The organism is Micromonospora sp. CA-269861 (assembly GCF_050948505.1).
Taxonomy (GTDB): Bacteria; Actinomycetota; Actinomycetes; order Mycobacteriales; family Micromonosporaceae; genus Micromonospora.
Genome location: NZ_CP192014.1, coordinates 43,218 through 57,482, shown reverse-complemented (window position 1 = coordinate 57,482; position 14,265 = coordinate 43,218). Strand labels below are relative to the sequence as shown.

The 14,265-nt window shown below is 71.8% G+C and carries 9 protein-coding genes; 1 reads left to right on the top strand and 8 read right to left on the bottom strand.

The annotated features are described in order from the left end of the window. Positions 1-51 precede the first annotated feature (51 nt). From ACQP0U_RS00270 to ACQP0U_RS00260, 3 genes are all read right to left on the bottom strand, one after another. Positions 52-2,709: an ATP-binding protein gene (locus ACQP0U_RS00270; protein WP_433314688.1), complete on the bottom strand. Its 2,658-nt coding sequence runs from the start codon at positions 2,707-2,709 to the stop codon at positions 52-54. A gap of 133 nt (positions 2,710-2,842) precedes the next feature. After that, on the bottom strand, positions 2,843-3,991 hold the full coding sequence (locus ACQP0U_RS00265; protein WP_433314685.1) for an acyl-CoA dehydrogenase family protein: 1,149 nt from the start codon (positions 3,989-3,991) through the stop codon (positions 2,843-2,845). A 78-nt stretch (positions 3,992-4,069) separates the two neighbouring features. Next, positions 4,070-5,602, bottom strand: coding sequence for an acyl-CoA carboxylase subunit beta (locus ACQP0U_RS00260; RefSeq protein WP_433314682.1), 1,533 nt, complete (start codon positions 5,600-5,602; stop codon positions 4,070-4,072). 169 nt (positions 5,603-5,771) lie between these two features. On the opposite strand from ACQP0U_RS00260, the gene ACQP0U_RS00255 reads away from it, so the two are divergent. Continuing rightward, positions 5,772-6,332 carry a snapalysin family zinc-dependent metalloprotease gene (locus ACQP0U_RS00255; RefSeq protein ID WP_433314679.1) on the top strand — a complete coding sequence of 187 codons (561 nt, stop codon included), beginning with the start codon at positions 5,772-5,774 and terminating at the stop codon, positions 6,330-6,332. Positions 6,333-6,386: 54 nt separating this feature from the next. Here ACQP0U_RS00255 and ACQP0U_RS00250 read toward each other — a convergent pair whose 3' ends face one another. The 5 genes from ACQP0U_RS00250 to ACQP0U_RS00230 all read right to left on the bottom strand — a co-directional run bounded on the left by ACQP0U_RS00250 (position 6,387) and on the right by ACQP0U_RS00230 (position 14,224). Then, the gene (locus ACQP0U_RS00250) at positions 6,387-7,307 is read right to left on the bottom strand and encodes a hydroxymethylglutaryl-CoA lyase (RefSeq protein WP_433314676.1); all 921 of its coding nucleotides are present in this window, start codon (positions 7,305-7,307) and stop codon (positions 6,387-6,389) included. Between the two features lie 78 nt (positions 7,308-7,385). Beyond that, a complete protein-coding gene (locus tag ACQP0U_RS00245; protein ID WP_433314673.1) occupies positions 7,386-8,753 on the bottom strand; it encodes an acetyl-CoA carboxylase biotin carboxylase subunit in 1,368 nt (455 codons plus the stop codon). Between the two features lie 93 nt (positions 8,754-8,846). After that, complete coding sequence (locus ACQP0U_RS00240; protein WP_030331931.1) at positions 8,847-9,446, bottom strand: TetR/AcrR family transcriptional regulator; 600 nt, start codon at positions 9,444-9,446, stop codon at positions 8,847-8,849. A gap of 102 nt (positions 9,447-9,548) precedes the next feature. Further along, a complete protein-coding gene (locus ACQP0U_RS00235; protein ID WP_433314670.1) occupies positions 9,549-12,434 on the bottom strand; it encodes a hypothetical protein in 2,886 nt (961 codons plus the stop codon). Positions 12,435-12,436: 2 nt separating this feature from the next. After that, positions 12,437-14,224: an HSP90 family protein gene (locus ACQP0U_RS00230; protein WP_433314667.1), complete on the bottom strand. Its 1,788-nt coding sequence runs from the start codon at positions 14,222-14,224 to the stop codon at positions 12,437-12,439. Positions 14,225-14,265 lie beyond the last annotated feature (41 nt).

Below are 14,265 nucleotides of genomic sequence, written 5' to 3'. Positions count from 1 at the left end.
GAGGGGTAGCACCAAAGGGGGCTCTTCGCCCGCGCCACTCTCCCGCCGCGACTACTGAGCCGGCCCACCACGGGCGGCGACCAGCGCGTAGAGCAGGCCCGATTCATGCGGCAACAGCCGGATGCCGCTCTCCGCACAGACCCGGTCCAGTCGATCGAGCACCGCCGGGTCCGCAGTGCTCGCGGCCAGTCCCACAAGCGCCTCCACCACGTCGCGGCGATCCTGCCCCGCGTGGTCCGCGGCGGCGGCGAACCACTCGGCAGCCAACTCCCGGTCACCCCGGTGCAGCGCCAGGTTCCCCTCGATCAGCGCACAGAGCCCGGCCTCCGGCCCACTCCAGGTCAGCGCCGCGTCGTCCGACTGACGTTGTCGCGGCACTGTCGGCCGCGCCGGCAACGCCTCCACACCCCCGGCGCGTAACTCGCTCAACACCTCGGTCGCCTCCGCGACACGCCCGTCCTGGGCGAGCGCCAGCCCGACGGTCCCGAGCACCCGACGGCGGCGCCCCGGATCACCCAGCTCGGACAGTGCCGCTATCGCCCTCCGGCCACGGTCGATGGCGTCCGCGTACCAGCCCTCCAGGCGGGCGACCTCGGCACGATGGGCCCAGCCCAACACCCGCAGTCGCTGCTCCCCACTCTCGGCGGCGAGTCGGTCCACGGCAGCAAGCCGGCGGCGGGCCGCAGCCAGGTCGCCCGTGCGGATCTCGTGCCAGGCGAGGCTGTTCTGGGCCACCGCAAGATCCCGGGTCCGACCGTTGCGGGCCGCCAGCCGCAGCAGCACCTCGGCCTGCTCGCGTGCCTCGTCCTGCCGCCCGACGGAGATCAGCAGGCTGCCGAGCACGTTCCTCGCCTCCAACTCCCCGGTGACGTCGCCGGCCTGCCGGAAGGTGTCCAACGCCGCGCGGGCCGTGGACAACTCCTCGGCGCCCGCGCCGTGCTCGGCGGCGAGCCGGGCGACCCCGAGAGCGGCCCAACCGCGCAGGAGAGGATCCGCGTCGGCGGTCCGCGGGTCCGCCAGCAGGCGCCGCAGCCACTGCCGCCCGACGACATCGCGTCCGCGGAACCGCCACCAGCGGGTCAGGCAGGCCGCCAGCCGCAGCGCGGTCAACGGATCGTCGGTGGCCGCGTGGGCCAACGACGAGCTGATGTCACTGCTCATCTCGTCCAGCCGGTGCACCGCGTCGGGTAACCGTGGGCCGACCAGGTCGCTGGCGGTCCGTGCGACCAGGCGCGCGATGACCTCCGCGTGTCGACGCCGGATGCTGGTCAGCTCACCACCACCGGCCGCCTGCTCGACGGCGTAGTCACGGACCGCGTCGAGCAGCCGGAACCGGAACGACCCGGTCCCGCGTACGCTCAGCAGCCCCAGCTCGACGAAGCGGTCCAACAGCGGAACCGGGTCGATCGCGACAGTGCCGTCCCGGTCGGCCTCGTCGGCGAGCAACTCCTCGGCCAACTCCACCGACCAGCGGTTACCGAAGACCGCCAGCTGCCGCAGCGCGGCCTGCTCATCCGGCGCCAGCAGGCGGTAGCTGAACGCGACAGCTTCCCGCAGGGTGACGGCGACCGCGACCTCGGCACGGGTGTCGGGTCCGCTCGTCCGGCTGGTGAGCGCCTCCGGTGCATCCCAGCCCGGATGGGCGGACGCGTCGGCGGGGGTGGCCAGGTCGAGCACCCGGTCGCCGTACCGGTCCAGCAGTTCGGTGAGGTCGAGGAGTCGGCCCCGGGCGGCCATCAGCTCGATGGCCAACGGCAGCCCTCCCAACCGGCGAACCAGCGCGGCGAGCGCCGGCAACTCGGCGGGGGTGGGCGGCTCCCGGCGGACCTGAGCGAGCCGGGCGGTGAACAACGCGACAGCCGGCCAGGATTCGAGGCCGGAGTGCTCGGCCTCCGGTGGTGGCACGTCGAGCGGCGCGACCGGCCAGACCCGCTCGCCGGGTAACCCGACCGGGTGCCGACCGGTGACCAGCACCCGCAGTGCGGGCAGCGCGCCGATCAACCGGTGCAGGGTCGCGGCCACCGGGCCCGGGGCACGCTCCACCGCGTCCATCACCAGCAGCGCCGGCCGCCCGGCGAGCAGGGCCACGAGTTCGGACAGGCGCGCCACGCCGAGCACTGACATCGAGGCGGCGAGCACGTCCGGACCGTCCGACCCCTCGCCGACCAGCACCCCGGCAACACCGGCCGGGTGGGCGGAGGCCACCAGATGCGCCACCGACGTCGCCAGGGCCGTCTTGCCGACGCCGGCCAATCCGACGAGGCTCACCAGCCGGGGCCCTCGCTCGGCGGTCAGCATTCCGGCCAGCTCGGTGAGGTCGCGCTCCCGGCCGATCAACGCGACCGGCGGCGGGAGCGCTACCGACGGATCGGAGGACGCGGCCGCCGACGTGGCGTTGCCGCTGAGCGTGAACGTCGTCGAGGTGACCTCCGGCGGGGCCGGATCGGTCCCGGTGCCACGGGCGGCGGCCAGGAACGCCGCCCGGTCGGTGCCGGTCAGCGCCAGCGCCCCGGCGAGCAACTCGACAGTGGTGCGTTGTGGCCGGATCGACCGGCCACGCTCCAGGTCACGCACCGTCCGCACGCCCACCCCGGCCCGGGACGCCAGCTCGTCCTGGGTCAGTCCGGCGGCGCGTCGATGCCCGCGGAGCAGCTCCGGCAGAGTGGCACGTCCAGCCGGGCTCCGCGACCAGTGATGATCCGGAGTCATGGGCACGAAGAGTACGGATCGACTCCGACCGTCGGCAGTCGAACGTCGGGCTACTGACGCCCGCTCGCCGAAACCCGACAGCCGTACGGACAGTCCGCCCGGAACGACTGGCGGATCAGTTCGGCTGGACCACTCAGAGACCCAGATCCCGAGCGATGATCATGCGCTGCACCTCACTGGTGCCCTCGCCGATCTCCAGGATCTTGGAGTCCCGCCAGAACCGGGCCACCGGGTACTCGTTCATGAAGCCGTACCCGCCGTGGATCTGGGTGGCCTCCCGGGCGTTGTCCACCGCGATGGTGCTGGCGTGCAGTTTCGCGATGGCGGCCTGCCTCTTGAACGGTTCGCCGGCAAGCATCCGCGCGGCGGCGTCGTAGTAGGCCAACCGAGCGGTGTGCGCCTTCAGCTCCATGTCGGCGATCTTGAACTGGATGGCCTGATTGGCGCCGATCGGCTTGCCGAAGGCGTGCCGCTCCTTCGCGTACTTGATCGACTCGTCGACACAACCCTGCGCGAGGCCGACGGCCAGCGCGGCGATGGCGATCCGGCCCTCGTCGAGGATTCGCAGGAACTGCGCGAAGCCCCGACCCCGGGCGCCGAGCAGGTTGGCGGCCGGCACCCGGCAGTCGTCGAAGGTCAGCTCGTGGGTGTCCGAGGCGGTCCACCCCACCTTGGAGTAGCCGGGCGCGACGGAGAACCCGGGCGTGCCGGTCGGCACGATGATCGTCGACAGCTCCTTGGAGCCGTCCGGGTTCGTGCCGGTTACCGCGGTGACCGTGACCATGGCCGTGATGTCGGTCCCCGAGTTGGTGATGAACGCCTTCGACCCGTTGATCACCCACTCCTCGCCGTCCAGCACCGCCCGCGTCTGCGTGCCGGCGGCGTCCGAGCCGGTGCCCGGCTCGGTGAGACCGAAGCCGGCCAGCGCCTCGCCGCTGAGCAGGCGGGGCAGCCAGGTCGCCTTCTGCTCCTCGGTGCCGAAGCGGTAGATCGGCATCGCGCCGAGCGAGACCGCCGCCTCCAGCGTGATGGCCACGCTGGAGTCGACCCGGGCCAACTCCTCCAGGGCCAGGCAGAGCGCGAAGTAGTCGCCGCCCATGCCGCCGTGCTCCTCGTCGAAGGGCAGGCCGAACAGGCCCATCTTGCCCATCTGCCGGATCACCTCGTACGGGAAGGTGTGCTGCTCGTAGTACTCGGCGATGACCGGGGCGACCACCTCCCGGGCGAATTCCCGCACGCTCTCGCGCAGCGCCGCTTGTTCGTCGGTGAGCCGGAAGTCCATCTCATCCTCCTGTAAGGACGGTCCGCCTCGACGCTCGTGACGCCGAGGGCGGGTCGCTGTGCGGGCCTGAGTCGATGGTCAGACCGGGGTGACGCCGTGCCGACGGCGGGAGAAGTGCCGATCCTTCGTCCGCGCCGCCGCGAATCGACGGACCAGCTCGGTGCGCAGGTCGTGCGGCTCGACGATGGCGTCCACCACCAGCTCGCTGGCGAGCCGGACGACGTCGATGTCCTGCTCGTACTCGGCTCGCTTGGCGGCGACGAAGGCAGCTCGCTCGTCCTCGTCCGCGATGGCGGCGATCTTGTTGGCGTAGACCGCGTTCACGGCGGCCTCGGCGCCCATCACGGCGATCTTCGCGGTCGGCAGCGCGATGGTGGCGTCCGGCTCGAACCCGGGGCCGGCCATCGCGTAGAGACCGGCGCCGTACGCCTTGCGGACCACCACGCAGATCTTCGGCACCGTCGCCTCGGAGATCGCGGTGATCATCTTGGCGCCGTGCCGGATGATGCCCTGCTTCTCCACCGCGCTGCCGACCATGAAGCCGGGTACGTCGCTGAGGAACAGCAGCGGCACGTTGAACGCGTCGCAGAGCTGCACGAACCGGGTGGCCTTGTCGGCCGAGTCAACGAAGAGCACGCCGCCCTTGAACATCGAGTTGTTGCCGACCACGCCGACGACCTGACCGTCGAGACGGCCGAAGCCGATTGTCAACTCCTTGGCCCAGAGCGCCTGGATCTCGAAGAACGAACCCTCGTCGAGCAGGCCCTTGACGTACCGCCGCATGTCGAACGCCTGCCGCTCGCTGGCCGGCACCAGCGCGGCCAGGTCGGCCTTCGCGGGCGCGGCGACCGCCGGAGCGGTCGGAGGGGCCTGCGTCCAGTTCGCCGGCAGGTACGACAGGTAGGTCTTCACCACGTCGAGCGCGTCGGCCTCGGTCTTGCAGAGGAAGTGCCCGACGCCGGATTCGGCGGTGTGCACCTTGGCCCCGCCCATCGCCTCCAGGGTGGTCTTCTCGCCGGTGACCATCTCGACCATCCGGTCGGAGCCGAGATACATGCTCGCGTTGCCGTCGACGAGAGCCACCACGTCGCAGAACGCCGGGATGTACGCCCCGCCGGCGGCGCTCGGACCGAACAGCGCACACACCTGCGGGATCGAGCCGGAGGCGCGGACCTGGTTCCAGAAGATCTTGCCGGCGCCGCGCCGGCCGGGGAAGAGGTCGACCTGGTCGGTGATCCGGGCGCCTGCCGAGTCGACCAGGTAGACCATCGGAACGCTCGTGGAGTACGCGCGTTCGATGATTCGGATGATCTTCTCGACCGTGCGGGCGCCCCAACTGCCGGCCTTGACGGTGGAGTCGTTGGCCATCAGGCAGACCTGCCGGCCGTCGATGGTGGCGGTGCCGGTGACCACGCCGTCGGCGGGCAGCCCGTCGGCGAGGGCGTTGGCGTAGATGCCGTCCTCGACGAAGGAGCCCTCGTCGACCAGGAGCGCGACCCGCTCACGGGCGAAGAGCTTGCCCTTGGCCGCGTTGGCCGCGTGGTATTTGTCCGCACCGCCGGACCGGGCCCGCTTGCGCAGTTGCTCCAGTGCCTCACCGTCGAGCGTCACGCCGACTCCTCCGCCATACTGACCTGAACGATCGTTAGGCTAGCGCATCAGCACGACTGTCGGCGACCTACGAGCGAACCAGACAGCCGAGCCGAGAACAAGACATTGAAAAACATGAATACATATCGCTAGGCTCCTGACACCCCCTCCTCCCGGATTGGAGTCAGCGATGACCTCACGACTCAGTCGGCTCGCGGTCGCGATGCTCACGACGGCACTCGCCACCGTCGGTGTCACGGTCGCCAACCCCGCGCCCGCGTCCGCCGCCATGACCATCTGCTACAACACCAGCCAGGCGGGCAGCTACGCCGGCATCGCCAACCAGGCCGCCTCGATCTGGAACAACGCCACGGTCAACCTGACGCTCTCCGCCAACTGCGGCTCCAACCTGCGCATCTACCAGATCACCGGCGGTGGCTCGTACGCCCAGCGGACCAGCCTCGGCAACGGCCGGGTCTACATCGACACCCAGCAGGCCGCGCAGTACAGCCCACTGCGGATCATGACCCACGAGATCGGGCACATCCTCGGCCTACCGGACAACTACAACGGGAACTGCTCGCTGCTGATGTCCGGCGGCAGCGCCGGCACCAGCTGCACCAACCCGTACCCGAGCACCGCCGAGGCGAACCGGGTCAGCAACCTCTTCGCCGGCACGTTCAGCGCCACCGACCGCAGCGCGGACATCTTCCGTGACAGCTGGCCGAGCGTGCTCACCCCGGTGGGCTGACCGACCTGGCAGGCAGAAGGGGCCGGCGCGTGCGCCGGCCCCTTCGTCGCGTGCTCAGCTCGGCAGCGGCGTCAGCCGGGTACGCGGGCCGGCCCGCAGCACACCGGACGGCAGCTTCTTCCCGAGCAACTCCTCGGCCAACTCGGCCGCCTCGATCAGGGCCGCCAGGTCGATGCCCGTGTCGATGCCCATGTCGTGCAGCATGTGCACGGCCTCCTCGGTGGCCAGGTTGCCACTGGCCCCCGGCGCGTACGGGCAGCCACCGAGGCCACCGACGCTGGCGTCGAACTCGGTAACCCCCAGCTCCAGCGCGGTCAGCAGGTTGGCCAACGCCGTACCCCTGGTGTTGTGGAAGTGCAGCAGGACCGGCACGTGCGCGTTGCGTTCGCGTACCGCGGTCAGCAGCTCGCGGACCCGGCGCGGGGTGCCCATGCCTGTGGTGTCACCGAACGCCACCCGGTCCGCGCCGTCGCGGACCACCCGGTCCACGATGCCGGCAACGCGCTGCGGGTCGATGTCCCCCTCGTACGGGCAGCCGAAGCTGGTTGCCACGATCACCTCGACCCGCGCCGAGGCACCGTGCAGCAGGTCGATCAACTCGGCGATGTCGTCAAGTGACTCGTCGGTCGACCGGTTGACGTTGCGCCGGTTGTGCGTGTCGCTGGCCGAGACCACCACCTCGATCTCGGTGAATCCGGCGGCGAGGGCCCGCTGGGCGCCCCGGGTGTTCGGCACCAGCGCCGAGTACCGCACCCCGTCGGCCCTGACCGCGCGCTGCCACACCTCGTCGGCGTCTGCCATCTGCGGAATCGCCTTGGGGTGCACGAACGACACCGCCTCGATTCGGCGCACGCCGGTTGCCGAGAGGGCGTCGAGCAGCCGCACCTTGGCGTCGGTAGGGATCGGGTCCTCGTTCTGCAACCCGTCCCGTGGCCCGACCTCGCGGATCGAGACGGAATCTGGCAGGTCCGCCATAAGGGGTCACCTCACTGTGACGAAGCGGTGCTTGGGGGGTCCTCCCAGCATGCCACCCTCCTGTTGATCAAGAAGGGGTCAGCGCATGCGGGAGACGATGCCGGTGTCGTAGGCGCCGGAGAGGAACTCATCGTTGGTCAGCAGCTCGGCGAAGAAGGGGACGTTGTTCTTCGGGCCCTCGATCTGAAAGGCGGCCACCGCCTCCTTCGCGCGATCGAGCACCTCCGCACGGGTCGCGCCGCTGACGATCAGCTTGGCCAGCAGGCTGTCGTAGAACGGGGTAACCGTGTTGCCCTCGGTGTAGCCGGAGTCCACCCGGACACCCTCACCGGTCGGCTCCACCCACGTCCTGATCACACCGGGGCCGGGCAGGAAGCGCTTCGGGTCCTCCGCGTTGATCCGCATCTCGATGGCGTGGCCTCGCGGGGTCAACGCGTCCGGGTCGAAGGTCGGCGTCAGCCCGGAGGCCACCCGCAACTGCTCCTCGACCAGGTCGATGCCGTAGACGTACTCGGTCACCGGGTGTTCCACCTGCAACCGCGTGTTCATCTCCAGGAAGAAGAAGTCTTCGGAACCGGGAGCAGCGCCAGCAGCGTCCCGTTGACGCGGGACCAACAGGCACTCCACAGTGCCCGCGTTGCGATAGCCGACCGCCTCGCCGGCACGCACCGCCGCTGCCAGGAGACGGGCTCGCAGCTCCGGCGAGACCGCCGGGGACGGGGACTCCTCGACCAGCTTCTGGTTGCGCCGCTGCACCGAGCACTCCCGCTCGCCGAGCGCCACCACCCGGCCGTCGGTCAGGCCGAGGATCTGCACCTCGACGTGCCGTACCCGGGGAAAGTACCGCTCGATCAACACCGAACCGTCGCCGAACATCCGCTCGGCGAACGCGCGCACCTTGTCGTACTCGGTGCGCAGCGCGGCCTCGTCGACGGCGACGCCCATGCCCATACCGCCACCGCCGGCGGCGGCCTTGACCATCACCGGGTAGCCGATCTCGGCGGCGGCAGTGACAGCCGCGTCCAGGTCGGCGGCCGGGTCGGCGGTGCCGGGCGCGACCGGAACGCCGGCCGCCGCCATCAGGTTCCGGGCATTGATCTTGTCGCCCATCGCGGTGATCGCGTCCGCGCCGGGCCCGACCCAGACCAGGCCGCTCGCCTCGACGGTACGGGCGAACTCGGCGTTCTCCGACAGGAAGCCGTACCCGGGGTGGATGGCCTGGGCACCTGTCGACTTCGCGGCGGCGAGGATCGCCTCGGTGTTGCGGTAGCTCAGCGCCGGATTCGGTGGGCCGATGAGGACCGCCTCGTCCGCCTCAGCGACGAACGGCAGGTCAGCGTCGGCCTCCGAGTGCACAGCGATCGCGCGGATGCCGAGCCGCTTGGCGGTGCGGATGATCCGGCGTGCGATCTCGCCCCGATTGGCGACAAGCAGTGACTCGATCATGTTTCCTCCCGGCGTCCGGATGGTGGGACGATGTCAGGGAATCATGACCGGCACGCTTCTGACGAGTCGGCTCAGGCCAGCAATCGGGTCGGCTCAGGCGAGCAGCGCGGCCAGGGTCGCGCCGCGCAGCAGCTCGGCGCGGCGTCGCCGGTCCACCTCACCACCGAGGAACGGGGTCGAGTTCATCAGGCCGAACGCGGCGTGCGCGAGCACCCGCGCCTCACCGTCGGGCATGCCCGGGTGCAGCGCCGTGAGCACTGTCACCCATTCCTCGACGTAGAGCCGCTGCAGGCGGCGGATCCGCCGCCGTGGCTCCTCGGGCAGGCGGTCCAGCTCATGCAGGTGCAACGCGATCACCGCGGGGTTGGCCAGCGCGAACTCGACGTGGAAGTCGATGAGCGACTCCAGTACGCCGCGCGGGTCGTCCGAACGCCCCGCGGCGCGTTCCCGCCCACCGGCCAGCAACCCCTCGCTCACCGGTATCAGCGCGGCGGCCAGCATGGCCTCCTTGCCGGCGAAGTGGTGGTAGAGCGCCGGACCGGTGACCCCGGCGGCCGCGCCGATGTCGTCCATCGACACGCCGTGGTAGCCACGCGCCGCGAACAGACCTACCGCGATCTCCAGGATCTCGTCCTTGCGGGACCTGCGCCGGCCCGCACCCGCCGCACCCCGTGCCTGCTGCTCCACCGTCACCCGGCAAGCCTAGACCGCGAGGACGCCCCGATGGTTGCCGGTCAGTACCGTCCGCCCCCGGGCCGGGCCGCCCCTGACCTGGCCAGGGGCGGCCAGCGAGGGTCAGTCGTCCTCGTCCAGGTCGTGCTCCTCGCGCAGCGCCGCGGCCTCGGTGGGCCGATCGAGCAGGTCCAGCGCACGAGCCAGCAGCCAGGCCGTCTGGCGGACCTGCCGCGAGGAGGCCGGCAGCCCACCGAGTACGCGGCGCAGCAGCGGCTCCGCCTCGGCCGGCCGTTCCAGGCGCAGCAGCAGCTCACCGATGAGGGCCTCCACCTGGGCGGCCTCACCGAACGCCTCGATCGACCGCAACCTGTCCGGCACCCCGGTCAGCCGGCCCAACGCCTCGTCCAGCCGGTCCTCCCCGGTGAGCACCCGCGCTCCGGCCTCGGCCGCCATCGCCAGCTCGTACAGCACCGGCGGCTCGGACTGCCCGGCCAGCTTCGCCGCCAACCCGTCCACCACCTCGACGGCGCGCAGCGCCGCGTCCCGGTCGTTGGCCCAGAACCAGGCGTACGTCGCCCGCCGGCGGGCGCGCAGCTCGTCCAACGGCAGGTCGCCGAGCCGGTACGCCTCAGCCGCGGCGGCGAACCGCTCGCCCGCCGCCGCGTCCCGGTCGGCGTCGTAGAGGATCCCGCCGGCCTCCTCCAGCACCTGCGCCCGGTGCGGGAGGTTGTCCGGTCCATCCAAATTTCTGGCCAGCTGCTCCAGCAAGGCCAACGCCGGGTCGATCTCGCCAAGCCCCGCGTAGACGCCGGCCAGCAGGTGTCGGCAACGGTCGGCCTCCGCCTGGGCGCCCAGCCGATCCAGACCGAGCACGGCCTCCTCGGCGACCTCGGCGGCCTCGGCGAGCCGGCCGACCATCCGGTACGCGTTCGCCAGCTCCCACCGCAGGAACGCGTCCCCCTCGGCGCCCCGCTCCACGCACAGCGTCACCGCCTCGACGAAGTCGTCAACGGCGTCGACGGCCCGGCCGGCCGACAGCAACGCCCGGGCACGGGCGACCCGGACCGGCAGCTCCGCGTCCGCCGGTGCCGCCTCCAACGCCTCGTCGCAGGCGGCCACCGCGTCCGCCGGATCATCGACCAGCCGCGCGTACGCCAGGCAGGCACCAGTGATCACCTCGCCGACGCCCAGCTCCCGGCCGATCCGACGAGCCTCGTCGACGGCGGCGCGGGCCTCCTCGATGCGGTCCAACTGCTCCAGCAGGTGCCCCCGGTGCAGCGCGATCCGGGCCGCCAGGTGCCTGTCGCCGCCCGCGTCGGCCGGCACCCGGTCGAGCGCCGCGAGCGCGTCCGCCCAACGCTCGCGGTGCAGCAGCGCCAACGCCACCCGGTCGTGTCCGGCCGCCCGCTGTCGGGCGTCGCCGAGCCGGTCGAGGACCTCGGCCGCCTCGCGGACCAGCAGCAAACCCTCCTCGCCGGCCTCGTCGGACCGGGTCAACAGCACGCCGAGCCGCCCGGCGACCGTCTGGGCGGGCACCTCCTCGCCCGCCTCCCGGTACAGCTCCAACGCCGCCCGGTTCAGCTTGACGGCACCCTCGATGTCGTCCTCGTCGCCGCGCTCCGACGCCCGCAGCGCCAGCCGGTGTGCGGACGTGCGTGCGGGCAGCTCGGCGGAGCCGAACCGGTCGTCGAAGGCGACAAGCGCCGCCCGGAAGGTGGCCCGGTCGTGCCGGCCCCAGCCCTGCTCCGCGAGGTCCAGCAGGTCGTCCGGGCCGGCGTCGGCGGGCACTGTCACTGCGGGTCGTCCACCCTTGCGGGTCAGCACCCGATCGGCGGGCGATGCCGGTGTGCCCGGCCCGGCGATCGGCTCGTCCCCGGCCGGCCGGGTTGGGCGGGTCGGACGGCGGCGGACGCTGGCCGACAGCGGCACATGCTCCCCGCTCGCCTGCACGGCCAGCCGGCGGGCGATCCACTCCGACTGGTGGGTGGTGCCGTTACGGGCGTCGAAGCGGCCGGCCAGACCGGTCGCGGTCTCGGCCAACTCGTCCGCCAACGACGCCGCCGACACCTCGGCGGCCGGCCGGCCCTCGGCGGCCCGGCGGTACACGGTCGACGTGCCGACCTGGCGCAGCGCGGCGGCGGCCGTCGCCGCGAAATGCATGGCGGCGGCCGGCGACGGCGGTCGGTCCAGCCAGTCCAGGTGCCGCTCGACCAGCTCGACCGCCCGTGCCTCGTTGCCGGTGAGCGTGCAGAATTCGACGTGGTCGCCGACATCCCACAGGTCGGCGAGGTTGCCACGCAGCCGTCGGTACGCCTCCCGGTGCGCGTCCCGCGCCTCCGCAGCCCGCCCGGTGCGCAGGTACGGCAGGAGCAGCGCGGTGAGGATCGCCTGCGGCTGCTCGGTGCAGGTGAGCCGACCGGCGAGCACCGGCTCGGCCAGCGCCACCGCCTCGGCGTCCCGCCCGGTGTCGGCGAGGTAACCCACCTGACTCGTCGGATCACAGCCTGCGCAGTCGGAGAGCTCGTCGCGTGGGGTGGTCTGCCAGAGCCGGTACCAGTGCGCGGCGGCCTCGGCGTCGCCCACGTGGTCAGCGACCCGGAAGCGGTGCTTGTGCACGGTCTGCAGACTGTGCCCGCCGGCCCGGTAACGCCGTTCCATGTCGTCAAGCACCGCGTACGTGCGGTCCAGCGGCACCTCGGGGAACTTCAGCAGGCCGGACACCATGTACTTGAAGTGCCACAGCAACTGGTGCAGATGGCGCTGATGGTAGGGCTGCGGGTCCCGGTCGAACTCGGACAGGCACCAGGAGAAGGTCACGAAGGACTTCGCCGGCTCACCGCCGTAGATGTAGCCGGTGGTGGCCTGCATCCGGGTGACGAACGCGAGGTGCCGGTCGTCGGCGGCATCCACCCGGCGCAGCAACTGCTCCAGCGCGGCGATCTGCCCCGCCCCGTACGGCATGTCGGTGATGCCGTGCAGCACCCGCCACAGATCCTCGTCGCTCATGCTCACTCCCGTCCCGGAACGGCCCGGCCGAGCAGGCCGAGGAAGGAATCGTTGAGCAGCGCTGCATCGGCCGCGCGGATCGGATGGTGGCCGAGCAGCAGCGCCTGCCCGTACAGCGCCTCGATGGCGAGACCGACAAGCTCCGGGTCGCTCAGCATGGCCACCCGTCGTACCAGCGGGTTGCGGTGGTTGAGCACCAACTGTGGACGGTCCGGCGGGGCGGTGGCGGCGAGCGCGTCGAGCACTCCACCCCACAGCTCGTCGGCCCGGTCCCGGCTGGCCGCGAGCTGGTCGTTGAACGCCGCCGACCGGCTGACCAGGTAGAGCGCGGGCAGCGACACCGGGTCGTACGCCCGGATGACCACCTCACAGCCGGAACGCTCGACGGCCCGCTGCGCCGCCGCGAGAAACTGTCGCAGCGCCAACTCCACAGGCGGGTCGAGCGCGTCGAAGCGGGTGGTGAGATCGCTCGGCTCCAGCCGCTCGATCAGCACCGAGCGGTCCACCACCGGCAGCCGCTCGATCAGCTCGGTGTCGTACGTGTAACCGGCGTTGACCACCGCCAGGTCCTGCGCGGCGGCCACCGCGGCGAGCTGACGGAACTCGTCGAGGCTCGCCGCGTAGCGGACCACGCCGTAGCGCTCACGGAACTCGGCGAGGGTGAGCGTGCCGACGTTGGTGTCCATGGGCCACCACTTGTCAACCAGCCGGAGCATCTCGTCGTCGTGCAGCGCCAGGGCCTTCACGCCGAGGTGGTGCACCTGGAGGAACTCGGCCAGCCGGTGCGGGTCGTGCCGCGCCAGCCGGACCAGCCAGCCGCGCACCTGGTCGCCGAGCGCCTCGCGGGTGGCCGTCAGCAGGGTGTCCTCGTAGAGGGCCTCCCGGCTCGCGGTCGGGCGCAGCTCGGTCGCGTCCACCACGCAGTGCGCGAAGAACGCCCACTCCGGCAGCAGCCCGTCGGCGTTCTCGGTGAGCAGCATCCGCTTGAGGTAGACGCGGTGCCCGGCCCGGGCCGCCGGGTTCACCGGGGTCGGCAGGATGACGGCGACGCCGGTCAGCCCGGCCTCCGGCACTGCCAGCGGCAGCACGTCGAACGGGTCCACGCCGAGCGTCTCCCGGGCGTACCGGATCAGCGCCGCGCGGTCCAGCGGTGCACCCGGCGTGGTCGGCCAGGGCGGTTCCCCGGTGGTGGTGACGACGTCGCCGACGCGGACGGTGACCGGCAGCAGCGCGCCGAAGAGCCGGGCCAGGTCGGTGACGGTCGCGGTGGTGAACCACTGGTCAGCGTCGCGGCGGGGCACCAGCGTGACGGTGGTGCCCGGCTCGGCGCGGGCGGCCTCCGGCGGGGCCACCGTCACCGCGTAGCGGCCGTCGGCGTACCCGGTCCAGCGCACCGTGGGGTTGTCGCCGTTCCGGGTGAGCACCTGGATCTCGTCGGCCACCAGGAAGCAGGAGAGCAGGCCGATGCCGAACTGGCCGAGGAACTCGTGCCGGGAGAAGCCCAGCTCGTCGCGCTTCGAGCTGCGGCCGATGGTGGCCAGCAGCTCGTGCACCTGCGCCTCGGTCAGACCGATGCCCGTGTCATGCACCCGCAGTGTGCCGTCGCCGGTGCTGTCCGGAGGTTCGATGCGGACCAGCGCCGGGGCACCCGGCTCGACACTGCGTCGGGCGGTGATCGCGTCCACCGCGTTCTGGAGCAGCTCGCGGACGTAGACCCGCGGGCTGCCGTAGAGGTGATGACTGAGCAGGTCAACCACGCCACGTAGGTCGACCTGGAAAGTGTGGTCCACGCCTGATCTCCCCGGTCCCGATGCCGGCGCCCACCGTACCC

What these genes read in the sequence shown, in the direction of transcription:
- ACQP0U_RS00245 (WP_433314673.1), bottom strand. Translation starts at nt 8,753, where the DNA reads ATGATCGAGTCACTGCTTGTCGCCAATCGGGGCGAGATCGCACGCCGG.
- ACQP0U_RS00265 (WP_433314685.1), bottom strand. Translation starts at nt 3,991, where the DNA reads ATGGACTTCCGGCTCACCGACGAACAAGCGGCGCTGCGCGAGAGCGTG.
- ACQP0U_RS00235 (WP_433314670.1), bottom strand. Translation starts at nt 12,434, where the DNA reads ATGAGCGACGAGGATCTGTGGCGGGTGCTGCACGGCATCACCGACATG.
- ACQP0U_RS00250 (WP_433314676.1), bottom strand. Translation starts at nt 7,307, where the DNA reads ATGGCGGACCTGCCAGATTCCGTCTCGATCCGCGAGGTCGGGCCACGG.
- ACQP0U_RS00270 (WP_433314688.1), bottom strand. Translation starts at nt 2,709, where the DNA reads ATGACTCCGGATCATCACTGGTCGCGGAGCCCGGCTGGACGTGCCACT.
- ACQP0U_RS00255 (WP_433314679.1), top strand. Translation starts at nt 5,772, where the DNA reads ATGACCTCACGACTCAGTCGGCTCGCGGTCGCGATGCTCACGACGGCA.